The 19690-nt window shown below is 63.6% G+C and carries 25 protein-coding genes; 13 read left to right on the top strand and 12 right to left on the bottom strand.

What is annotated here, in order from left to right; all coding sequences use genetic code 11:
* Nucleotides 1-44 precede the first annotated feature (44 nt).
* From ACYVL5_RS05255 to ACYVL5_RS05235, 5 genes are all read left to right on the top strand, one after another.
* The gene (locus ACYVL5_RS05255) at nt 45-263 is read left to right on the top strand and encodes a cbb3-type cytochrome oxidase assembly protein (protein ID WP_460594505.1); all 219 of its coding nucleotides are present in this window, start codon (nt 45-47) and stop codon (nt 261-263) included.
* Entirely contained in the window at nt 260-538 is a 279-nt protein-coding gene (locus tag ACYVL5_RS05250; protein WP_460594504.1) for a hypothetical protein, read from the top strand. The genes ACYVL5_RS05255 and ACYVL5_RS05250 overlap by 4 nt, the downstream gene beginning before the upstream one ends.
* 7 nt (nt 539-545) lie before the next feature.
* Nucleotides 546-842: a hypothetical protein gene (locus ACYVL5_RS05245; protein WP_460594503.1), complete on the top strand. Its 297-nt coding sequence runs from the start codon at nt 546-548 to the stop codon at nt 840-842.
* Nucleotides 839-1357, top strand: coding sequence for a c-type cytochrome (locus tag ACYVL5_RS05240; protein ID WP_460594502.1), 519 nt, complete (start codon nt 839-841; stop codon nt 1355-1357). The genes ACYVL5_RS05245 and ACYVL5_RS05240 overlap by 4 nt, the downstream gene beginning before the upstream one ends.
* Nucleotides 1358-1560: 203 nt before the next feature.
* Nucleotides 1561-2331, top strand: coding sequence for a sulfite exporter TauE/SafE family protein (locus tag ACYVL5_RS05235; RefSeq protein ID WP_460594501.1), 771 nt, complete (start codon nt 1561-1563; stop codon nt 2329-2331).
* Nucleotides 2332-2671: 340 nt separating this feature from the next.
* Here the strand turns inward: ACYVL5_RS05235 and ACYVL5_RS05230 are convergent, their stop codons facing one another.
* Entirely contained in the window at nt 2672-2944 is a 273-nt protein-coding gene (locus ACYVL5_RS05230; protein ID WP_460594500.1) for a cytochrome c3 family protein, read from the bottom strand.
* A 149-nt stretch (nt 2945-3093) separates the two neighbouring features.
* Here ACYVL5_RS05230 and ACYVL5_RS05225 point away from each other — a divergent pair, with 149 nt between their 5' ends.
* Together ACYVL5_RS05225 and ACYVL5_RS05220 are read left to right on the top strand one after the other, a co-directional pair.
* A complete protein-coding gene (locus ACYVL5_RS05225; RefSeq protein WP_460594499.1) occupies nt 3094-3999 on the top strand; it encodes a helix-turn-helix transcriptional regulator in 906 nt (301 codons plus the stop codon).
* 42 nt (nt 4000-4041) lie between these two features.
* Nucleotides 4042-5490 carry a TolC family protein gene (locus tag ACYVL5_RS05220; protein ID WP_460594498.1) on the top strand — a complete coding sequence of 483 codons (1449 nt, stop codon included), beginning with the start codon at nt 4042-4044 and terminating at the stop codon, nt 5488-5490.
* Between the two features lie 67 nt (nt 5491-5557).
* On the opposite strand, the gene ACYVL5_RS05215 is transcribed toward ACYVL5_RS05220, so the two are convergent.
* The 5 genes from ACYVL5_RS05215 to ACYVL5_RS05195 form a co-directional block, all read right to left on the bottom strand.
* Nucleotides 5558-6301 (bottom strand): radical SAM protein, encoded by a 744-nt coding sequence (locus ACYVL5_RS05215; protein ID WP_460594497.1) that lies wholly within the window; start codon nt 6299-6301, stop codon nt 5558-5560.
* Nucleotides 6302-6495: 194 nt separating this feature from the next.
* Nucleotides 6496-6903, bottom strand: a complete 408-nt coding sequence (locus ACYVL5_RS05210) for a PaaI family thioesterase (protein ID WP_460594496.1) — start codon at nt 6901-6903, stop codon at nt 6496-6498.
* A 20-nt stretch (nt 6904-6923) separates the two neighbouring features.
* Nucleotides 6924-7226, bottom strand: coding sequence for a N(2)-fixation sustaining protein CowN (gene cowN / locus ACYVL5_RS05205; RefSeq protein ID WP_460594495.1), 303 nt, complete (start codon nt 7224-7226; stop codon nt 6924-6926).
* Entirely contained in the window at nt 7207-7701 is a 495-nt protein-coding gene (locus tag ACYVL5_RS05200; protein WP_460594494.1) for an NUDIX hydrolase, read from the bottom strand. Before ACYVL5_RS05200 ends, cowN begins: the two co-directional genes overlap by 20 nt.
* Nucleotides 7702-7776: 75 nt before the next feature.
* Complete coding sequence (locus tag ACYVL5_RS05195) at nt 7777-8139, bottom strand: macro domain-containing protein (RefSeq protein ID WP_460594493.1); 363 nt, start codon at nt 8137-8139, stop codon at nt 7777-7779.
* A gap of 444 nt (nt 8140-8583) precedes the next feature.
* Here ACYVL5_RS05195 and ACYVL5_RS05190 point away from each other — a divergent pair, with 444 nt between their 5' ends.
* Nucleotides 8584-9372 carry an SDR family NAD(P)-dependent oxidoreductase gene (locus tag ACYVL5_RS05190; protein ID WP_460594492.1) on the top strand — a complete coding sequence of 263 codons (789 nt, stop codon included), beginning with the start codon at nt 8584-8586 and terminating at the stop codon, nt 9370-9372.
* Nucleotides 9373-9501: 129 nt separating this feature from the next.
* On the opposite strand, the gene ACYVL5_RS05185 is transcribed toward ACYVL5_RS05190, so the two are convergent.
* Nucleotides 9502-9819, bottom strand: a complete 318-nt coding sequence (locus tag ACYVL5_RS05185) for a hypothetical protein (RefSeq protein WP_460594491.1) — start codon at nt 9817-9819, stop codon at nt 9502-9504.
* A gap of 644 nt (nt 9820-10463) precedes the next feature.
* Between ACYVL5_RS05185 and ACYVL5_RS05180 the strand changes: the two genes are divergently transcribed.
* The 4 genes from ACYVL5_RS05180 (at nt 10464) to ACYVL5_RS05165 (ending at nt 14073) form a co-directional block, all read left to right on the top strand.
* A complete protein-coding gene (locus tag ACYVL5_RS05180) occupies nt 10464-11189 on the top strand; it encodes a DUF4388 domain-containing protein (RefSeq protein ID WP_460594490.1) in 726 nt (241 codons plus the stop codon).
* A 28-nt stretch (nt 11190-11217) separates the two neighbouring features.
* Nucleotides 11218-11994: a roadblock/LC7 domain-containing protein gene (locus ACYVL5_RS05175; protein WP_460594489.1), complete on the top strand. Its 777-nt coding sequence runs from the start codon at nt 11218-11220 to the stop codon at nt 11992-11994.
* A 207-nt stretch (nt 11995-12201) separates the two neighbouring features.
* On the top strand, nt 12202-13215 hold the full coding sequence (locus tag ACYVL5_RS05170) for a DUF3187 family protein (RefSeq protein WP_460594488.1): 1014 nt from the start codon (nt 12202-12204) through the stop codon (nt 13213-13215).
* Between the two features lie 9 nt (nt 13216-13224).
* A complete protein-coding gene (locus ACYVL5_RS05165) occupies nt 13225-14073 on the top strand; it encodes a YitT family protein (RefSeq protein WP_460594487.1) in 849 nt (282 codons plus the stop codon).
* A 61-nt stretch (nt 14074-14134) separates the two neighbouring features.
* Here the strand turns inward: ACYVL5_RS05165 and ACYVL5_RS05160 are convergent, their stop codons facing one another.
* Nucleotides 14135-14917: an enoyl-CoA hydratase/isomerase family protein gene (locus ACYVL5_RS05160; RefSeq protein ID WP_460594486.1), complete on the bottom strand. Its 783-nt coding sequence runs from the start codon at nt 14915-14917 to the stop codon at nt 14135-14137.
* A 289-nt stretch (nt 14918-15206) separates the two neighbouring features.
* Between ACYVL5_RS05160 and ACYVL5_RS05155 the strand changes: the two genes are divergently transcribed.
* Nucleotides 15207-16736: a carboxypeptidase-like regulatory domain-containing protein gene (locus tag ACYVL5_RS05155; RefSeq protein ID WP_460594485.1), complete on the top strand. Its 1530-nt coding sequence runs from the start codon at nt 15207-15209 to the stop codon at nt 16734-16736.
* 66 nt (nt 16737-16802) lie between these two features.
* On the opposite strand, the gene ACYVL5_RS05150 is transcribed toward ACYVL5_RS05155, so the two are convergent.
* The 4 genes from ACYVL5_RS05150 to ACYVL5_RS05135 all read right to left on the bottom strand — a co-directional run bounded on the left by ACYVL5_RS05150 (nt 16803) and on the right by ACYVL5_RS05135 (nt 19665).
* The gene (locus ACYVL5_RS05150) at nt 16803-17324 is read right to left on the bottom strand and encodes a M48 metallopeptidase family protein (protein WP_460594484.1); all 522 of its coding nucleotides are present in this window, start codon (nt 17322-17324) and stop codon (nt 16803-16805) included.
* A gap of 18 nt (nt 17325-17342) precedes the next feature.
* Entirely contained in the window at nt 17343-18419 is a 1077-nt protein-coding gene (locus tag ACYVL5_RS05145) for a M48 family metallopeptidase (RefSeq protein ID WP_460594483.1), read from the bottom strand.
* Between the two features lie 14 nt (nt 18420-18433).
* Entirely contained in the window at nt 18434-19015 is a 582-nt protein-coding gene (locus tag ACYVL5_RS05140) for a LemA family protein (RefSeq protein ID WP_460594482.1), read from the bottom strand.
* Nucleotides 19016-19131: 116 nt separating this feature from the next.
* Nucleotides 19132-19665: a glutaredoxin domain-containing protein gene (locus ACYVL5_RS05135; protein ID WP_460594481.1), complete on the bottom strand. Its 534-nt coding sequence runs from the start codon at nt 19663-19665 to the stop codon at nt 19132-19134.
* Nucleotides 19666-19690: the final 25 nt, after the last annotated feature.

Below are 19690 nucleotides of genomic sequence, written 5' to 3'. Positions count from 1 at the left end.
GCATGCAGACTGCCCGGCGTGGCCACCGGTGAAAGGAGAACCTGATGCCAAGCCCCTTCGAGGGAACGACCTTTCTGGTGATGTGGGCGCTCTTCTTTCTCCTCATGTGTGGGGGGTTGTGGGGCTTTTTCCTCTGGGCCATCCGTTCCGGCCAATTCGAGGACCAGGACCGGGCCCGGTACCTCCCGCTGGAAAGCGGGATCCCCAAGGATGGTGACGAGCAGGGTGCGCTGGCTACCAAAAGCGGGAGGCCGCAGCCATGATGCTGTACATCTACGTCCAGCAAAACCAGTGGATCGTGGCGACCCTTCTGGCCGGCATCGCGCTGGCGCTCCTCTTCTGCCTCATTTACCAGGCGATGTGGCACCCGCGCGGGGTGGAGAAGAAGGCGGAGGAGATCGAGGTGACCGCGCCTCCCAACTTCTTCCGCTGGCTGCTTAGCTTCGTCCCCTGGGTGCTGATCCTGATCGTGCTCGGAAGCGCCATCTTCACCATCGCCACCGTCATGTCCAAGAGCGCTAATCCGCCAAACTGGTGAGGCCGACATGGAATTTCCCCGATTCGACGAGGACCAGGAGATCTCCGTCCTGGCCAGCTGGCTGATCATCATCGCCTTCAGCGCGGCGATCATGATCTTTGGCTGGATAGTGTACGTGGTGGTGCCCGACGCTCCCCGCTACTGGGACTTCGGCCAGTTCGCCGACACCCCGGCGGACTCCCCCTACTCAACCAGGACGCCACCCGTGGCGCGCAAGCTGCCACGGCAGATACCGCCCCTCCCCGAGGCCCAGCCACAGAACCCGGTACCGGCGGAGTTGAAGCCGCAAGGAGCCAGAAAGTGAAAAAGAAGCTGCTGATAGGGGCCATCGTCATCCCCCCGCTGCTGTTCGGCGCCCTGTTCCTTTTCGTGCTGTACGAGGGGCCGCGCATGACCGTACAGCACCACCTGCGCGAGTTCCAGATGATCATGCCGCAGCGCCCCGCCGACAGCGTAACGGTGACGGTTCCCGCCCGCATCCCATCTCCCGGGGAGGCGCCCCTGCTGAAAAACCCGCTCCCTCCAACCCCGCAAAACCTGGCCGCCGCCCAGGTCTACTACCTCTACTATTGCGTCTTTTGTCACGGCGACACCGGCGCCGGTGACGGCCCCGTCGGTGAAAGCTACGTCCCCCGCCCCGCCGATCTCAGGAGCGCGCACGTTGCGGGCTTCCGCGATGGCGAAGTCGTCCGCGCCATGCTGACCGGGGTGGGACATGAACCGGTCCTGGAGCGGGTAGTCCCCCCTGAATACCGTTGGTACCTGGCCCTCCACGTCCGTTCGCTCTCCGCCGGAAGGCAGAGGGGACTGGCTCCGTAGGTGCCTGTCCCCCTGGCGGAACGCTATCTCAACCCGGCCGCCTTCCTCCAAACCCAAGGGGACAGGCACCTGGCGGAGCCGGTCCCCACCTGAATGAACCCATAAAAAACGGTCGGCAGCGGGAGACTTCTGCAAAGTTCCTGTTAATCTAATGTAATCGAAGAGCTCCTCATCTCCATTAGCCACAGAAAGGACCCATCATCATGCAGATGGTCAGCCACAACCTCTGGATCGGCTTCGCCGGCGGCCTCCTTGCCTTCGCCCATTGCCTCGGGATGTGCGGCGGCTTCGTCCTCCACCTCTCCCAGGAAAAAGACCGCAACCGGATGATCGCCGGACAGCTCCTCTGGCAGGGGGGGAGGATCCTCACCTACACGCTGTTGGGGGCCGTGGCCGGCTATGCGGGAAGCTTTCTCTCCTCCCTCTTCTTCAACAACCCCCTCTTCCGGAACCTCCTCACCTACCTTGCCGGTGGAGTCATCATCCTGATGGGGCTGAGCCTTCTTGGGCTCCTCCCGATCCGCGGCACCGGCCCGTTCAGCTCCTGCGCCGGCCTGATCGCATCCTTCAGCGGCAGGTTCTTCAAGGGGAATTCCCCCGGCGCCGCCCTCACGCTCGGCATGGCCACCGGCTTTCTCCCCTGCCCGATCGTGGTTGCCTTCCTCGCCTACGCCCTGCAGACCGGCTCGGTGATGAGCGGGACGGCCACCATGTTCGCCCTCGGGGTGGGAACCTCCATACCCCTGCTGACCCTGGGGGCAGTGACCCGGATTACCAAGCTGCACCTGAGGAGCTGGGCGCCTAAGGCGGGAGGGGCCATCCTGATCCTGCTCGGAGTCACCACCGCCTTGCGCGGCACCGCCGCCTTCCATCACCTGCTCGGCTGCCCGTCCGGCCCGGCCCACCAGGAGGCGGTGAGCACTGAGACGAAGCCCTGCTGCACCGGAAAGATGCACAGCGGCGGCGGGATCTAGCCTCCAAATCCCCTCCCCCCTTCAGGGGTGAGCCGAAGGCCCTGCACTCCCCTACCCTCGCCCCTTCAGGGGAGAGGGTGGCCGAAGGCCGGGTGAGGGTGGTTTTCCCGTCGCCCATCGCGTTGAAAAAGGAAGAGCCCCGGCGCGCAGCGTGCCGAGGCTCTCTCTTTTACCGGTCCACCCCCATCCTCACCCTGTCCCTCCCCTTGAAGGGGAGGGGTCGTCAGGCGGCTCGCTCAGGAGTGGCCCCAGTCCCCCCCCCTTCTCGATCCTAGCTGGAGGAGCTTAGGCGACACTGGATCGGTTCAGGCGGAGGCGGGCTGGATTTAACCAAGGTGCCTTACTTCTTATGGCAGTCGAAGCACTTGGTGGGGCCGGCTCCCTTTTCTGCATGGCAGGCCTTGCAGGTAGAGTGGGCGAACTCTTTGCCGAACCCTTCGATCTTGCCGGGGCCCTTCTGGTGACAGATCTTGCAGTCTTTGAGCATCTCCTGGTGCTTCTTGTGAGGGAAGGTGACGTTACCGGGTTTGGCGGGGAATGTCATTACGTCGGCGGCCATGGCCATGGAAGCGCTGAAGGCGATCACTGCAAGAGAGGCGATAAACTTTTTCATGGTACTGCTCCTTTCAGGTTGGTAAATTTTGCTGCGAACTGTAGCAAAAACTACCATTGCGTGTACGCTCTGGGTATCGACATCTATAGCAGTGTGACCCGATGTCGGGTCCCCAATGTGCTGAAATGACGGGAGGAGAAACCTTAGAGATGGACCAGGCTTCCGACAGGCCCGATAGAACTCCACCCCCCAGTGTCGCCATCGACGGAACAAGGATCCGGAACGTTCGCGAGACCAAGAAACTGACCCAGCTGTACGTGGCTAGCGTGGTCGGGGTGACCACCGACACCATCTCCCGTTGGGAGAACAACCGCTATCCGACCATCAAGCGCGACAACGCCGAGAAGCTGGCCCAGGCGCTGGAGGTCGGGCTGGAGGAGATCCTGCGGCAGGAGGAGCCGGCCGAAGAGACTTCCCCTCCCCCGCCCGAGCCCGCCCGCGAACGCCAGCTCCCCCGGCTCCTGCTGGCTGCCGTCCTGGTAGCGGTCCTGGTGGCCGGATACCTCTTCACGCGCCGGCCGTCCGCCCCGCCGGTCGCCGTCCGCTGGGCCCCGTCCTTCGCTGCGCCCGGCGAGCTGATCCCGGTCCAGATCAAGCTCTCGCGGCCTCCGGGCGAGCCGGTGAATTTCATCGTCAAGGAGTCTGCCCCGGCCGGGTTCCGGATCTTCAGCTCGATGCCGGCCACCTCGGCCTCGGGCACCTCGATGAAGTGGCTGGTCCCCCACGGCAACTCCCCGGTGGTGCTCTCCTACACGGTCCGGGTCCCCGACTCCCCCCTCTCGGCGACCGGGAGGTTCAAGGGGGAGATCGTGATCAGGACCGGCAACGACACCCGGACCGAGACCATCGGCGGCAGCGACGCGGTCCGGATCGGCAACTGGCACTGGGCGGACGCCAACGGCGACAGCGTCATCGACGACAACGAGATCATGCCGGCCTACTTCATCTGCGAAGACATGAAGGGGCTCGGGCTCGACTGGAAGACCATAGAGGACATCTGGAACGGCAAAGGGTACCGCTGGGATCGGCAGAAAGGATTCATGGTAGTTAAGTAGCTGTGGTGAGTCAGGATTTCCCCCGCGGGAGGTTTCCGGCTGATGCACCTGAGGCGCCTGATACCATCCAATCGTTTTCCGATGCTGTGGGCCGCTTTGCTCGTCCTGCTCCTAGCCATCCCTTCGTCCTACGCCCAGGAGTCCACCTACACCGGACTCATTATCCCTCCCGGCCCGGCGGTCAACGTCGCTCCCGAGTTCAGCGGCAGCCTCCCGCGCGGCCCCCGGGTCGCCGCCGACGAACTGCTTCCCCTCTCCATGCAACGGGCCATCGAGATCGGGCTCGCCAACAACCTGGGGCTGCTCTTGACCCGGGAGGGGATCGAATCCGCCCGCGGCCGGCGCTGGGTGGAGCTCAGCAGGCTCCTCCCCAACCTCATCACCTCGGCAAGCGTCCATCACCTCAAGGAAAGCCTCGCCATCACCGGCATCTCGGTCCCCGGCGTCCCCTCCGTAGTCGGCCCCTTCAACTATTACGACGGCAGGATCTTCCTCACTCAGCGGATCTTCGACCTGGAGGCGATCGAGCGGACGCGCGCCGCCAGCCACGAGGTCGCGGCGGCGAGCTACTCGGAAAAGGATGCCCGCGAGCTGGTGGTGGTCGCCGTCGGCGCCGCCTACCTCCAGGCCTTGACCGCCGAGGCCCGGGTCCAGACGGTGGCGGCCCAGCTGGTCACCGCCAACACCATCCTCGACCGCGCCGTCGAGCTCCACAAGGCCGGCGTCACCCCCGGGATCGACGAGCTGCGGGCCCGGGTGGAGGTGCTGGCGAGGACCCAGCAGCTGATCGTGGCGGAGAACGACCTCGCCAAGCAGAAGCTCACCCTCAACCGGATGATCGGGCTCCCCGTCGGGGAGGAAGTGACCCTCACCGACCAGGCTCCCTTCGAGCCGGTCCTCGTCCTCCCCGCTCATGAGCTGATCACCCGCGCCCTCGCCTCCCGCGACGATTACCGGGCCGCCGAGCGTCTCGTGAAGGCCGCCGAATCGACCCACACGGCCGCCCTCGCCCAGCGGCTTCCCGCCCTCGTGCTCGATGCCGATTACGGCGCCACCGGTCTCACCCTCTCCACCATGAAGGAGACCTACCACATCGTGGGGAGCCTGACACTTCCGATCTTCGAGGGGGGGAAGATCCACGGGGACGTGCTGCGGGCCGAGGCCCTGGTGAAGCAGCGCCGCGACGAGCTGGAGGATCTGCGGGGAAGGATCGAGTACGAGGTGCGGACCGCCATCCTCGACATGCAGGCGGCCGCCCGCCAGGTCCAGCTTGCCACCAGGAACACCGAGCTCGCCGAGGCCACGCTGGCCCAGGCGCAGGAGCGCTTCGCCGCCGGGATCGACAACAACCTCGCGGTGGTCCAGGCCCAGCAGTCGGTGGCCGCCGCCCACGAGGCCGAGCTTTCCAGCCTCTACCAGCACAACCTTGCGAAGCTACTACTGACCCGGGCGGTAGGTGGTGCCGACGCGGCCGTTTTCGGGGGAAAGTGAGCCATGGCAGACGACCCGGAAGAGCGCGGCAACCAGCCGCCCCTCGAGGCGGCGAAACGCGCATCTATCAGTGGGCCGTCTGCCTGAGCCCGAGCACGTCTACCAGGGTCTGGTAGCCCAGATTTCCCAGCGGCAGGGTTGCCACCGGCAGGGCCTTCACCCCCTGGCAGACCCGCGCGTCCTTGGTGGGGGAGACGATCATCAGGATCTGGGTGCCGTTACGGGGCGCGTTCCAGGCCGCGGGATCCGGGTAGGCCAGGTATTCACCCTCTTTCAGGAGATCGCCTCCGACCTCGCCGCTGCCGTGCAGGTTGGTCTCCAGCAATACGGAGAGGTACTCGGGGGTGATGACCGAGTTGTGCGCCGACTTCATGAAGATCAGCACCGGGATGCCGAGCTCGCGGGCGGCCAGGAAGGCGTTCCTTATGTAGTCGAGCGGGATCAGCTCCTGGTGCATGTCGTCGCAGGTCAGCGTCACCTCGCTCAGGCCCGCCTGCTGGAGGTCGAAGAGGGTATGGAAGGCACCCTTGGGGCTGGCCGCCCAATAGGCGTTGGTGACCACCCGGCTCCTCAGCCCCCTCTTCTTGGCGTGGAGGAGGACCTGTTCGATCTCGTAGCGCTTGAGGAGCGGCTCTCCCCCCGCGAAGACCACGGTGCTCAGGCATCCCAGTACCCACGCCTCGTCGATCACCTCGATCATGAAGGGTGCGTCCAGGAAGGGACCGTTCCACGGGCCGGACTTCGTCTCGCACTCACGGCAGCTGACCGGACAGTCGTGAGTGACATGAAACTGCAGACGGTGTAAAGGCATCCTCCACCTCCTTGCCCGTGGCGTTTCCAAGGTCATCACCGGTTATTCAATTGTGGATCTGTTATCAGAGCGGATGGATAAAGAGTGCCATACAGATTAGAAAAATCAAATTTTATGGATGGGCGGTGCTATTGCGGCGGGTGTTTTGCTTTCAGCGGCGGCGGGAACAGTCACCATCGGCAAGGATGGCACGGCTATGACGCGGTCAGCATCAGGCTTGCCGTACCGTGAGCCACGAGCTTGCCGTGCTGATTGGTGACCGTGATGTTGAGACTGGCCATCCTCCTGCCGTGGTGAACGAGTTGGGAGCGGGCGGTCAGGACGTCACCCACGCCGGCGGGGCGGTCGTAGGTGACGTTGAGGTTGGTGGTGGTGCAGAGTCTTCCGGAAGGAAGCAGTGGCCGCGGGAAGAAGGATACCGTGTCCATCAGGGTAGCGATGAGCCCGCCGTGCGCGCAGCCGAAGTAGTTGCGGTGGATGTCGCTGACCGTCACCTCCATGATGGCGTAGTCGTCGCCGATCTCGCGCAGGTGGATGTCGAGGGTGCGCAAGAGGGAGATGGCGTTGCCGGAAGCGAGGGTGGCCGGTTCGATCGGCTTCATGTCTGCTCCTTTTCGTCCCGCTAGCAGGATTCCGTCTCGAGCTGGTCGAGGAGCTCCAGGGCCTCCCGGTCCCCGTACTCCTCGAACAGCTCGCGGATGTTGTTGAGGTAGGAATGGACGAGGAAGAGCTCGTCCAGGTGCCTCCCGCCGGTCGCCTCCGGATCGGCCGCCGCGGCGAGCTTCTCCTTGAATCTCTCCCAGAAGAGGTTGCTCTTTTGCGGGTCGTCGATGTGGCGTCTCAGCAGGGCAACGACCCTTTTAGCATTGCCGTCGCCGTCGATCCCCTTGAAGGTCACATAGCGGTCATTCTTTTTCTGCGTCATCGTGGTCACGTTCTCCTCTCTGTCTGGTGCCTACTTCATGCGAAGCCGCCCGCGACATTGAGGGAAGCGCTTGAAAGAATCGATCGATGGTGGGATTGAACCCGAAGGCAAGTTCGGTCGCCGCCGCTTCCTCCCGGGTGAACCAGCGAAGCTTCTGCCCCTCCATGAGGTCGATCTCCCCGATGACGAGGTTCGCCCTTTTCCAGAAGGTGTACTCGATCCGGTCGGGGAATTCGCGCCGCTCGAAGAGCTCCGCCCCCGTAAGCTCGAGCCCGATCTCCTCCTTCATCTCCCGGACGATGGTCTCCTCGGGGGTCTCCCCCTCCTCCCCCCTTCCCCCCGGGATGTCCCACCGGTTGGGATAGCGGATGTCCGGGCGGTCGTCCCGCAAAAGGAGCAGAACCCGGTCCCGATCGTCGACAAAGATGATTGAAGTACCGGCGGGCTTCATGTCAGTAGTGACAGAGTTGGCCATCGGAACAGTCTCAGTCCTTCGCTGAACAAGCAGCCGCACTCTATCTGCCGGTCGTTCATAGATTGCATCCTTATTCTAGACCTGCCAAGGACGCGCACGCTCTTCGCTGGCGGTAACCACCGTGAAGCGGTCGTCGAAAAGGCCCTCCAGGAGCGGGCGCACGTCTTGCCAGTTGAGCCCACCCCCGCCGCATCCCGGCCGGGGGACGATGATCTCCGTCCAGCCGTTGAGATCGGCCATCGCCCTCAGCTCCTTAGCCGACTGCCGGATGAGGCGGAGCTCCGGGTTGGACCAGGGGGTCTCCTCGACCGGAAAGCTGACCAGACCGTCTCCGAGGATATGGACATGGTTGCCGCCTTTCGCGAGGAGCGCTCCCAGCCGAAGGGGAAGATCCGGGAAGCGCTCCTGCGCCTGCTTCGCGCAGCCGCGCCCGAGCACGGCACTCCCCTTCTTCGAGACCTGGCCGTTGGTCGTGATGCAGATGACGGCCCGTCCCAGGTGGCGCCAGATGTCATCGACAGTTTCCCTGATGGCCTGCCCTCCTTAACCGTTGGCCTTCTGCCTCAGCGCCATTTCCAGCGGCATTAAGCCCTTCGCCCAGCCTTTGCCGGTGTTTTTAGCACATAGCCCGTGGCAAGGACAAGGTTTACTCGTTCCCCCTGCCGCTCAATTGACGGCTTCACTTGCCAACCTTTCATTTGCATCCACAATTTAACCGACCAAGGGATCACCTCCCCTCGTCCATTCATGGATTGTCCCTCGCCCTCCGGGAGAGGGGGAGGGGTGAGGGGCTTAAGCCCCTCCCCCGAAGGGAGTGAATGAATATTATTATGGGGGAGAGTGAGGTCACCAGGTGTTAACAACAATCAGGAGGATCAAGTTATGGATCTGCAACTACAGGGGAAACTCGCATTGGTGACCGGTTCCACCAAGGGGATCGGTTTTTCGACAGCCAAAGCGCTGGCCGCCGAAGGGGCCCGCGTCATCGTCAACGGGAGAAAAGAGGGGTCGGTAAGCGATGCGATCAGAGGAATAAAGGAGCTCTTCCCGCAGGCGCGGCTGGAAGGATTCGCAGGCGACCTGGCCACCGCCGCGGCCGCCAGCGACCTGGTCCGCCGTTTTGGCGAGGTCGAGATCCTGGTCAACAACCTCGGCATCTACGAGGCCAAGCCGTTCGAGGAGATCGGCGACGAGGAATGGATGCACATCTTCCAGGTGAACGTGTTGAGCGCCGTCCGCCTCTCCCGCCATTACCTCCCGGGGATGAAGCAGCGCAACTGGGGAAGGATCATCTTCATCAGCAGCGAAAGCGGTATCCAGATCCCGGTGGAAATGGTGCACTACGGGATGACCAAGACCGCGATGCTGGCGGTCTCGCGGGGTATCGCCGAGGGATTGGCCGGCACCGGGGTCACCTCCAACGCCGTCCTCCCCGGCCCGACCCTTTCCGCGGGGGTCGAGGAGTTCGTTTCCAGCGTCAGCGCCGGAAAGCCGCTGGCCGAATTCGAGCAGGAATTCTTCCGGACCGTCCGCCCGACTTCGCTTCTCAAGCGCTTCGCCACCCCGGACGAGGTGGCGCCGCTCGTCGCCTTCCTGAGCAGCCCGCTATCCGCCGCCACCAACGGCGCGGCGCTGCGGGTCGACGGCGGCGTCGTGCGCGCCTGCTTCTAGGAGTCGGGGCCATCTAGGGTGTTTCGAGGACTTTGAGACGGGGGGGAAACGGCAGGTTTACCGGCAGACAGAGGAGGTGTGGCTCAGGGAGGGCTCTTGGGGGCCCTCCCTCTCGCACCGCGCCGCCCGTTACCCCTGGCAGCAATTCGGCATGTTGTACTTCCCGGCGGCCTGCCTGATCTGGCCTTTCAGCTCCTTGATCTGGGCTTCGAGAGCGCTCACCTGGTGGGGGTCCACCGTGTCCTGGGCGTAGAGACCGCGCAGCTCCAGATCCTTGGCCTTCAGCTCGCGCCTCAGGTTGGCAGTGTCCTTGTTAAACTGCGGTGCCGTGGTGGACTGGGGGCAGTTGCCGGTGTCGCAGCAGGAGTTTGCCGCCGACGCGCTCACCGCGCCCACCGAAAGGACCCCAACCGCCAGAGCTACCGCTGCAATCAATCCCTTGTTCATATCGCTTCTCCTTCAAAGGTAGATTCGGACGTTTTGCCCGTTGCCTACCCTTACTGCCATCTGCGTGCCAGCGCGTTTCCAAAACTATAACCCGTCGATTTCACATCAAATATTTTTCCTGGCCAACCGCCTGCGGCACGAGGCTTGTCGAATATCCCACGCCCCGCGCCCTCTCTTCCTCAGATTTTCTCCAAAAGCGCCGCCGGGACCATAGACTTGCAGAAGGAAAGCGAGCGGCTGCAGGAATCTCATCCCGCCCTCCTCGCGCGCCTGGAGCCGGATTCCATAACCAATCCGGCCTCCTCCCTGAGTTGTAGAATATTACTCGATGCTGGCCGCCTCGCCTTCTGCAGTCCGCTATCAGCCGCCACGAACGCCGAACGGGGCGGCGCTGCGCGCGTGGACCGCGGCGTCTGCGGACGCTTTCATCCGATACCCCTTTTTTGATGGACCCCGCCCCTTGGTCAAAACAACCGTCCCGAAATAAAACACGCCTAACATGTCAAAAACAAAAGTCCATCGTTTAAATCGCGACTTCTAATCAGTCTGCTGTTGACACTTAGTATAACTGCGTTATAATTTTGTCCCGGTTCCGCCACCTCCTTGGGTCACTGCGGTGGAATGCTTTCAAAATGGAGGATGTTATGACAGCCGAAGATCGCTTACAGGATCATGCGGACGGCTTTGTCGGGGCCATGACCGGCGTCACCCTTGCCGATGTCATCCAGATGAACGGCCATAACCGTTTCACCGGGTGCATGACGCTCGAGTACGGCGTCCGTGCGGGGAGCATCTTTTTCCGGGACGGGGAGGTCATCCACGCCGAGCAGGGGGATATTTCGGGCGAGCAGGCCTTTTACCAGATCATCCGCTGGCCCGGAGGCAAGTTCCATCTCCAGCCCAAGGTGACCACCACCGCCTATACCATCAAGGCCACCCTCAACCATTTACTGTTGGAGGCAATGCGACTGATGGACGAGGACAACAAGGCGCCCAAGGAAGCGCCGGCCGCGGTGACAGCCGCCGCACCACCGGTTGAAAAGGCCAGGCAGAGTGTGGCAGGGGCGGTGAGCACCATTTCCGGCGTCGAATACGCCATCCTGGTCGGCAAAGACGGCACCCCGATCGACGACAGCAGCTTCGACGGGGAGACCCTGGCCGCCGAGGCCACCTTCCTCGCCATGATCGGCAACACCATCGGCGGGGCGCTTGCCCTGGGAGAGGTGAAATCGGCGGTCGCCCACGGCAACGGCAAGCACCTCCTCCTTTTCGACTCCAAGAGCAGCTATCTCGGGGTGGCGGTGGAAAAGGGGAGTTCCGCGGTGAGCGTCGAGAACGACATCCGCAAGATGTTCGCTACCAGGAAGTAGCTCAGGAGGAACGGTTATGTTGGCGGTCATGCAACAAATAAACAGTGTCCCCGGGGTGATGGGGTGTTTCGTCTGCGGCGACGACGGCAAGGTGAGCGAGCAGGCCTTTCCTCCGCTGTACGATCTCCCCATGCTCGAGGAGGCGGCCCTCGCCATCACCGACTGCGCGCTGGCCATGGAGCACTCCACCGGAGGCCTCGAATTCCTCGATCTCCGCTTCAACGACGTCCGGGTCCTGGTGAAGACCCTCACCAAGTCGTACCTGCTCCTGCTCTGCCAAAAGGACATCAATCTTTCCCTTTTGACCATGTCGCTGAACGTCGCGGCCAAGCGGCTGGACCGGCTGGTGGCCGCCCGGGAGAGCGCCGCCCAGGCCCCGCAGGCGGCACCCCAGGCTCCCCCTCTGGCGGCTCCGATGGCCGCCCCCGCGTACCAGCCGCAGGCCCCGGCCGCCATTCCGGTGGTAGGAAAGGGGCTCGGGCTCTCCGTACTCGTGCAGGAGAAGACAGCCAGCACCTACTGGGCCAGCATGCTCGCGTCGGTGGCCATGAACCGCTCCACCGCGGTCCAGTTGAGCGACCATTTCAAGACCGGCACTTTCAGGAAGGTGAAGCTCACCAACATGACCACCAAGGTCAGCAAGAAGTTTCCGGTCACCATCATCACCAGCGACAGCGATCACCTCTATGACGGGAAAGCGATCCTGACCCTCGGTGCGATCGAGGCGATCGGCGCCAAGGCAGGCGATACCGTCATGGCCGAACTCGACATCGGCGGGGGTCTCCTCGGCTGGGAAATGATCTGAGCCATCCGGCAATCCCGGGAAAGCCGCCTAACCGACGTCCCCCCCTTTGCGAAGGGGGGACAGGGGGGATTTTTACCGCGGCCGGTCCGCTAAATTGCCCGCCACCCCTTGTCATAGGGATTATGCAACGGCATAATTTCCTGACTGCCGCCCACCTCGACTCTATTTCTTTCCCCTTACAACGAAACCTCATGCCTCGTGACCACTATGAACCGTCCCGCACAGCTTAGCTTGGCTCTCATAGCGTTTTCCCTCGTACTCCTCTCTGCCATGCGGTCTCCCGCCTTTGCCGCCGAGATCACCCCCTTTGCGACCTTCGACCAGAGTCCGCTCGTGCAGATCTTCGGGCTCCCGGCCCCGGGAAGGGCCAAGCTTCTCCGCCCCCGGGAAACCGAGTGCCGGTTCGCGGTGGACTGGTCCAACGACTTCGCCCACGACGCTACCCAGCGGGAGAGCATCATGCTGGACGGCGAGGCGGTGCGCGGGACCCTCTCCTGCTACCGCGGCCTCTCCGAGCGGTGGGAGGCGGGACTGGAGCTACCCGGCGTCTACCAAAGCGGCGGCGTCCTCGACGGCTTCCTCGAGGGATGGCACCATTTCTTCCATCTACCCAACGGGACCCGATCGGCCTACCCGCGCAACCGGCTTTTATACCAGTACGAGAAGGACGGCGTCGCCAGGCTCCTCTTCACCGGCTCCCACGCCGGCCTGGGCGATCTTCGGCTCACCGCGGCGACGCAGCTCTTCCGCGATGCCGCCAGCGCCGTGGCCCTGCGGGGAGAGCTCAAGGTCCCCACCGGGGATCCGGGCGACCTTTCCGGCAGCGGCAGTACCGACTTCGCCCTCTGGGTGACCGCCGATCACGACTTCGATCTCGGGGACGCGGGCACCGGCGCCTTCTTCGGGGCGCTCGGGGCGATGGCGCTGACCCGGGGGAGCGTCTTGGCCGATCAGCAGCGCAACTTCGCCGGCTTCGGGAGCATCGGGGCCGGATGGAGCCCCTGGGACTCCATCGCCTTCAAGCTGCAGCTCTCGTCGCACTCACCTTTCTACAAGGAGAGCGACCTGGTCGAGCTCAACGCGATATCCGCCATCCTCATCATGGGGGGGACCATCGCCTTCACCGACAAGACCTCGCTCGACCTCGGCGTCTCCGAGGATGTAACCGTCGACCGGGCACCCGACATCTCCTTCCACCTCAGCCTGGCGACCAGATTCTAGGGTAGTGTCATGAAAAAGCTGCTGCGGGAACTTCTGAACATCGCCCTGGTCGTCGCGGGGATCCTCTCCGCCGGGATGGGAATCAAGGGCTTCCTCGTCTCGTCCCACTTCATCGACGGCGGCGTCACCGGCATCTCGATGCTCCTCTCCAACGCGCTCGGCTGGCCGCTCGCCATCCTGATCCCGGTCATCAACCTCCCCTTCATCGCCCTGGGGTACCGCCAGATCGGCGGCATCTTCGCCTTGAAGAGCGCCCTCGCCATCGGGGGGCTGGCTCTCGCCCTGAAGTTCGTCAGCTACCCCGACGTCACCCCGGACAGCGTACTGACCGCCGTCTTCGGCGGCTTCTTCATCGGGGCCGGCATCGGGCTCGCCATCCGCGGCGGCGCCGTCCTGGACGGCACCGAGATCGCCGCCCTCCTCATCAGCAAGGGAAGCCACATCCTCAAGGTCGGGGACGTCATCCTCATCCTCAACATCTTCATCTTCGGCAGCGCCGTCTTCGTCATGGGGGTCGATCAGGCGCTCTACTCGATCCTCACCTACATCGCCGCCTCCAAGACGGTCGACTTCCTCCTCCACGGGATCGAGGAGTACAACGCGATCATCATCATGTCGGAGAAGAGCGACGAGATCAGGGAGGGGATCATCCGGCTGCTGAGCCGCGGGGTGACCATCTACCACGGGAGAGGGGGAATGACGGGGAAGGAGATACAGATCCTGTACTGCGTGGTGACCAGGCTGGAGATCGGGCGGGTCAGAAACGTGGTCGACGAGGTCGATTCCTCGGCCTTCGTCGTCATCCACCCGCTGGCCGACGCCGCCGGCGGGATCATCAAGAAGACGGCCCTGCACTGAAAATCCCACCCTCCCTGGGAAGGGAAAGGGGCGTGCCCCCCGTAGCCTTGGCGAAGGGGGGTTACGGGTTTTTCTTGTTGGCGAAGGCGGCCAGGCGCTCGCGGGCCTCGGTGAAATCTCCCAGGCAGGAGTAGGCCTTCATGCTTTCCAGGTAGAGGGCCTTGTCGATGGAGAGGCCGGTGATGTTGAGGATGGTTTCCTTGGCGGAGCGGATGGCCTGCTGGCTGTTGGCGAGGATCATGGCGGCGTAGCGCTCGGCGGTCTCCATCAGCTCGTCGTGGGGAACCACCTTGTTGACGAGCCGGAGGCGGTAGGCCTCCTCGGCGTCGACCTCCCGCCCGGTGAGGGTCAATTCCAGCGCGGTCGCCATCCCGGCGATCGCCATCAGGCGTACCAGGCCGCCGTCCCCCTGGTGCAGGCCGTAGCGGACCTCGAAGACGCCGAACTTCGCCCGCTCCGAGGCGATCCGGATGTCGCAGGCCAGTGCGAGCTCGAATCCCCCGCCGATCGCGTAGCCGTTGACGGCGGCGATCACCGGCTTGTAGATCCGGTGCTGCCCCCGGGTAATCCCCCCCGCGATCCCGATGCCCCGGGCGTTGTTCTTGACGTCGGCGACGTTGGCCTTCTCCCACTTCGGAATGAAGGTCTTGAGATCGGCCCCCGAGCAGAAGGCCTTCCCCTCCCCCGTCACGATCGCCAGGTCCACCGAGGTGTCGGCGGCGAATTCCTTCCACGCCTCGTACAACTCATGGTTCAACTCGTCGTCGAGCGCGTTGAGAGCCTCCGAACGCTGCAGCGTGATGTAGGCTATCCTCTCCCGTTTCTCCAGCCGGACCTTGCCCATGGAAATCTCGCCCTCCCCCACATGCGCTCCCGCGTGTCGTCTATCGGTCGTTACCGATTCTTAACACAGTTCCCGGACGAAATACAGTCGAACCTGCACCTATGCCGCACGGGAATTTAATAATAATGATTTAGCAGAGTTACCCAATGACTGCGCGGTAAAAACTTGACAGTTTCCCGACCTCTAATAGTATTTCCCCATACTTTCTCATCCTCACACCGAGCACTATTGTAATTATCTAATACGGTTATCCCGATACAGAATCAATCGTTTCCGATGGAGGTTGAGCATGAAATTGTCAGGCTGTGGCTTTTTTGTGAGGATGGCTGCACTCTTTCTCGTTATCGCCGGGCTCTGTGCCTGTAGCGGTGGCGGAAGCGGCTCGAACGCGACCGGCTCCACCGGCACCGTGGCCGGGGTGGTCAAGGACGCCGCCACCGGCGCGGCGCTGGCCGGAGTGATCGTGAGCGACGGCACCGCGACGGCGACGGCGACGACCGATGCCACCGGCCATTTCAGCCTCGTTCGCCAGCCCGGCAGCTATACCCTCACCGCCTCCGCCAGCGGATACGAAGCGACCTCCCGCTGCTGCAACGTGGCCGCCGGTTCGTGCACCACCATCGACTGGTACCTATCCGCCGCTCACGCGGCCTACCAGAACTACGACAACGTCCCCGCCGCCCAGCAGATCCCCGCGGCCGGCATGTCCTACGTCATCCTCGCCTGGAACGACCTCGGCATGCACTGCGCGCAGGACGACTACTCGCACTTCATGATCCTCCCCCCGTTCAACACGCTGCACGCCCAGGTGTTCAAGCGGGGCGAGGGGGTGGTCACCACCGGCGTCACCGTCAGCTACGCCTTCCCCGACAAGACCGACTCGACCCTCCACACCAACTTCTGGAACTACACCAGCCGGTACCGGTTCAGGTCCTACGGGTGGAACACCACCCCCAACCGCGGCATCACCGGGACCCCGCTGGCCGGCACCATGTCCCGCGACGCCAACGGGATCGGGTTCGTCGCCACCGGGATCCCCATCACCCCCTACGACGACAACGGCACCTGGGATCCCTACGGCAAGGCCGTCATCACCGTCACCGACAGTTCCAGCGGGGCGGTTCTGGCCACCACCAGCGTGGTCGCCCCCGTTTCGACGGAGCTCAACTGCTCGAACTGCCACGGGGCGACCAACACCTTCCTCAACATCCTGCAGAGCCACGACACCAACAGCGGCACCCACCTGGTCGCCGACCGCGCCAGCGGCACCCTCCACCTCTGCGCCGAATGCCACGGCGACAACGCCCTCGGGCTGAGCGGACAGCCGGGAATCAAGAACCTCTCCCTGGCCATGCACGGATTCCACAAGGACAAGGTGAACGTCAGCGCCGATCCCAACACCCCCGACTGCTACAACTGCCACCCCGGTCCCCAGACGAGGTGCCTGCGGGGCGAGATGTACCACGTCGGGAAGGAGTGCAAAGATTGCCACGGGGACCTGACCGCCATGACCGCGAGCCTCACCGCGGGGCGCCAGCCCTGGCTCCAGGAGCCACGCTGCAGCGACTGCCACGACGGGAAGCACCAGGAAAACGCCAACACCCTCTACCGCAACTCCCGCTTCCTGAACTCACCTGCTTCCGAGATGAACGGCAAGATCTACTGCGAGGCGTGCCACAACAGCACCCACGCGGAGTACACCTCCGCCAACCCCGCCGACAACGGCATCCCGATGCAGCTGCAGGGCGACACCTACTGGATCTGGAACTGCTACGTCTGCCACAACGACTACATGCCGATGCCGTCCATGCACCAGTAACGCCCCCTCTCCCCTCTCCCCTCGAGAGGGAAGGGGGCCAGGGGGTGGGGGAAGAAAAAAGCCGGGCTACCCTGGGTAGAGGGGCCCGGCGACATCGAGGTGGGTCAGGTACAGCCTGGTATCGAACTCCAGCTGGTGGTAGTCCGGCTCCATGTGCTCGCAGAGGTTGTAGAAGGCCTTGTTGTGCTCCTTCTCCTTCAGATGGGCGAGCTCATGCACCACGATCATCCTGAGGAATTCGACCGGTGCGGTCTTGAAGATGGAGGCCACCCGGATCTCGTGCTTGGCCTTCAGCTTGGCCCCCTGCACGCGCGACACGAAGGAGTGGAGACCGAGCGCGCGGTTGACGTCCGTGATGGCCGGGTCGAAGATCACCTTGGCTATCGGCTGGGACTTCCGCAGGTAATCGTTCTTGATCTGCATGGTGAAGGCATAGAGGGCCGCATCGGTCCTGACATCGTGCGGCGCCGGATACTTTCTCAAGAGGAGCTGGTTCAGCTCCCCCCCGTCCACCAGTTGCGCCACCTTACTTTGAATCTCTTCCGAGTACCCCGCCAGGTATTTGAACGCCCGCGTCTCGCTATTCATTCCTTACCGTTTCCTCTCTCACGCGCGCCCCGCCGCGGCCGATTCCCTGGCCGCCTTCGCCTTCCAATTGGCCCCGATGCTGTTCAGCCGGTGGATGCGGCTCTTGATGGGGGGGTGGGTGGCGAACCAGTCGCTTTCACAGTCGTAGCTCAGGTCGGCGGCGGTCGGGGAGGCGATGCAGAGATGGGCGCTGGCCGGCTTCACCAGGGAGGTCGGGCCAACCGCCGAAGATATCTTGTCCAGCGCGGCCGCCAGCGCCTCGGGATTGCGGGTGAACTGGGCGGAGGAAGCGTCCGCCAGGTATTCCCTCTCGCGGCTCACCAGCATGGCCATCAGTTGCGTCGCCAGCGGGGCCAGCAGGACCGTGAAGAACCAGAGGCCGAAGATGAGCCCCCCCAACTTGTTGTCGTCGTCGTTTCCGCCCCTTACCTCCACCGAGCAGTACCGGTTTCTGGACACGAACTCCGAGATGAGCGCCGCCAGCCCGACCAGCACGGTGAGTGCCGTCATCAGCCTGGTGTCCTGGTTTTTCAGGTGGGCGAGTTCGTGGGCGATCACCCCTTGCATCTCGTCACGGTTCAAAACCCGCAAAAGCCCCTCGGTGACTGCGACGTGGTAGTCCCCCTCCTTAAGCCCCACCGCGAGGGCGTTGGGATCGGGGTCGGGGATGATCCAGACCCTGGGAGGGCGCATGCTGGCCGCGATGCACATCTCCTCCACCACGTTGATCAGCATCTGTTCTTCGCCAGAAATCTTCTTGTCGGCCCGGCGGGCGCACATCGCCGTCAGCACGTTTTCGGAGGCGTTGGAAAGGCTCCACCAGGCGATGCCGATCCCGGCCACCCCCACGAGCAGCGTGAAGAGCGGCTGGAAATGCTTCTCCTGGTGCACCGGCCCGGCCCCGGTGGTGACCTGGGGATGGGAGCGGAAAAAGAGGCCGTAATAGTGCTGGATGAATCTCGTGTTGCCGCCGCTCCAGTAATAGCGCGCCAGATCCAGTCCCGCCCCGAGCCAAATGAAGAACAGTACGAAGCAGACCACGATGACCCTGGTCTTGCGGCGGTTTCTCTCCTGAAGATCGGTAAAAGTTGCCATGCGTCGTTACCGGACTAGTGCAGGGAGAGATTGACCGTGGGGACGGCGCGGTCGGACTCCTCGGTGATCTCCCAGAGCTGGGCGGGGGCGGCGCCGGCCACGCCGGCCATGAGGACGGTGGGGAACTGCCGCTGGGTGACGTTGTACTCGGTCGCGGTGTCGTTGTAGGCCTGGCGGGCGAAGGCCACCTTGTTCTCGGTCGAGGAGAGCTCCTCCTGGAGCTGGGAGATGTTCCCGGTCGCCTTGAGGTCCGGGTAGGCTTCCACCACCGCCATGAACCGGTTGAGCGCGGTGGTCAGCGTCCCCTCGGCGGCAGCCAGCTGGGAAGCGGTCTCCGGGGTCGCGGTGGCGGCCACCTTTACTGCGGAGTTACGGGCGGCGATCACCGCCTCCATGGTCTCCTTCTCGAACTCCATGGCCCCCTTGGCCGAGTTGATCAGGTTCGGGATCAGGTCGTGGCGGCGCTTCAACTGCACGTCGATCTGCTTCCAGGCATTCTGGGTCTGCCCCTTCAACGAGATCAGGCGGTTATACGCGGATACCAGCACGAACCCCAAAATAACTGCAATGACACCGACAACGATGAGACCTGTCATGAAGTACACCTCCCGTCAATGAGCAGCAAAGGCTCCATCTTTATCACGAATGCCTTCAAACATCTAATAATTCCCCGTTCCTGGTCGCTGCCCGGCCCTCCCCCTAACGGCCGGGACTACATGCTGTTCTCCAGGTAGTAGTCGATCGCCTGTTCCGAGAACCCCGAGAGCGTCTTCGAACCGATGACGATCAGCGGCACTCCCCGCCCCCCCAGCTCCCGGTGGCGCTGGGCGGCGGCGGAGTCCTTCTCGACGTCGTAGGCGACATAGGGGATCCCCTTGCTGTCCAGGTACCGGCGGGCCTTCTTACAGTACCCGCACCACGAGGTGACGTACATCTCGACGGTGCCGGTGAACCGGTGGGAGGCGGCCGGGGTGGGCGAGAGCTTCCTGACGGGCGCGGCGGCCTGCACCGGGTGAGCGGACGCAGGCGGCTGCGGCGCGGGCGCCGGGGCGTGGGCAGGTGCCGGATCGAAATCGCTGTCGGAGTAGGTCTTCACCTTCCGCTTCTTTTTCTTCGACGCCGGGGGCGGATAATCCTTGAAGGTCACCACCCCGTTGTCGTCCACCCACTTGTACATCTCCCCCTGGGCCACCAGGGGGACCGCAAGTGCCGCCGTGACCACGGCCGCCAGCAATCGTATCCTCATTCACCCCTCCCTCTCAGATAGCGGG

The organism is Geomonas sp. Red276, from assembly GCF_054784495.1.
Note: the sequence above shows the minus strand (reverse complement) of the source record. Positions and strands in the feature narration are given on the sequence as shown.

Coding starts and splice junctions, on each gene's coding strand:
- ACYVL5_RS05160 (WP_460594486.1), bottom strand. CDS start 14,917: ATGGGCAAGGTCCGGCTGGAGAAACGGGAGAGGATAGCCTACATCACG.
- ACYVL5_RS05210 (WP_460594496.1), bottom strand. CDS start 6,903: ATGAAGCCGATCGAACCGGCCACCCTCGCTTCCGGCAACGCCATCTCC.
- ACYVL5_RS05245 (WP_460594503.1), top strand. CDS start 546: ATGGAATTTCCCCGATTCGACGAGGACCAGGAGATCTCCGTCCTGGCC.
- ACYVL5_RS05145 (WP_460594483.1), bottom strand. CDS start 18,419: ATGGCAACTTTTACCGATCTTCAGGAGAGAAACCGCCGCAAGACCAGG.
- ACYVL5_RS05225 (WP_460594499.1), top strand. CDS start 3,094: ATGGACCAGGCTTCCGACAGGCCCGATAGAACTCCACCCCCCAGTGTC.
- ACYVL5_RS05165 (WP_460594487.1), top strand. CDS start 13,225: ATGAAAAAGCTGCTGCGGGAACTTCTGAACATCGCCCTGGTCGTCGCG.
- ACYVL5_RS05220 (WP_460594498.1), top strand. CDS start 4,042: ATGCACCTGAGGCGCCTGATACCATCCAATCGTTTTCCGATGCTGTGG.
- ACYVL5_RS05150 (WP_460594484.1), bottom strand. CDS start 17,324: ATGAATAGCGAGACGCGGGCGTTCAAATACCTGGCGGGGTACTCGGAA.
- ACYVL5_RS05185 (WP_460594491.1), bottom strand. CDS start 9,819: ATGAACAAGGGATTGATTGCAGCGGTAGCTCTGGCGGTTGGGGTCCTT.
- ACYVL5_RS05235 (WP_460594501.1), top strand. CDS start 1,561: ATGCAGATGGTCAGCCACAACCTCTGGATCGGCTTCGCCGGCGGCCTC.
- ACYVL5_RS05250 (WP_460594504.1), top strand. CDS start 260: ATGATGCTGTACATCTACGTCCAGCAAAACCAGTGGATCGTGGCGACC.
- cowN (WP_460594495.1), bottom strand. CDS start 7,226: ATGACGCAGAAAAAGAATGACCGCTATGTGACCTTCAAGGGGATCGAC.
- ACYVL5_RS05200 (WP_460594494.1), bottom strand. CDS start 7,701: ATGGCCAACTCTGTCACTACTGACATGAAGCCCGCCGGTACTTCAATC.
- ACYVL5_RS05155 (WP_460594485.1), top strand. CDS start 15,207: ATGAAATTGTCAGGCTGTGGCTTTTTTGTGAGGATGGCTGCACTCTTT.
- ACYVL5_RS05135 (WP_460594481.1), bottom strand. CDS start 19,665: ATGAGGATACGATTGCTGGCGGCCGTGGTCACGGCGGCACTTGCGGTC.
- ACYVL5_RS05255 (WP_460594505.1), top strand. CDS start 45: ATGCCAAGCCCCTTCGAGGGAACGACCTTTCTGGTGATGTGGGCGCTC.
- ACYVL5_RS05175 (WP_460594489.1), top strand. CDS start 11,218: ATGCAACAAATAAACAGTGTCCCCGGGGTGATGGGGTGTTTCGTCTGC.
- ACYVL5_RS05215 (WP_460594497.1), bottom strand. CDS start 6,301: ATGCCTTTACACCGTCTGCAGTTTCATGTCACTCACGACTGTCCGGTC.
- ACYVL5_RS05140 (WP_460594482.1), bottom strand. CDS start 19,015: ATGACAGGTCTCATCGTTGTCGGTGTCATTGCAGTTATTTTGGGGTTC.
- ACYVL5_RS05180 (WP_460594490.1), top strand. CDS start 10,464: ATGACAGCCGAAGATCGCTTACAGGATCATGCGGACGGCTTTGTCGGG.
- ACYVL5_RS05230 (WP_460594500.1), bottom strand. CDS start 2,944: ATGAAAAAGTTTATCGCCTCTCTTGCAGTGATCGCCTTCAGCGCTTCC.
- ACYVL5_RS05190 (WP_460594492.1), top strand. CDS start 8,584: ATGGATCTGCAACTACAGGGGAAACTCGCATTGGTGACCGGTTCCACC.
- ACYVL5_RS05170 (WP_460594488.1), top strand. CDS start 12,202: ATGAACCGTCCCGCACAGCTTAGCTTGGCTCTCATAGCGTTTTCCCTC.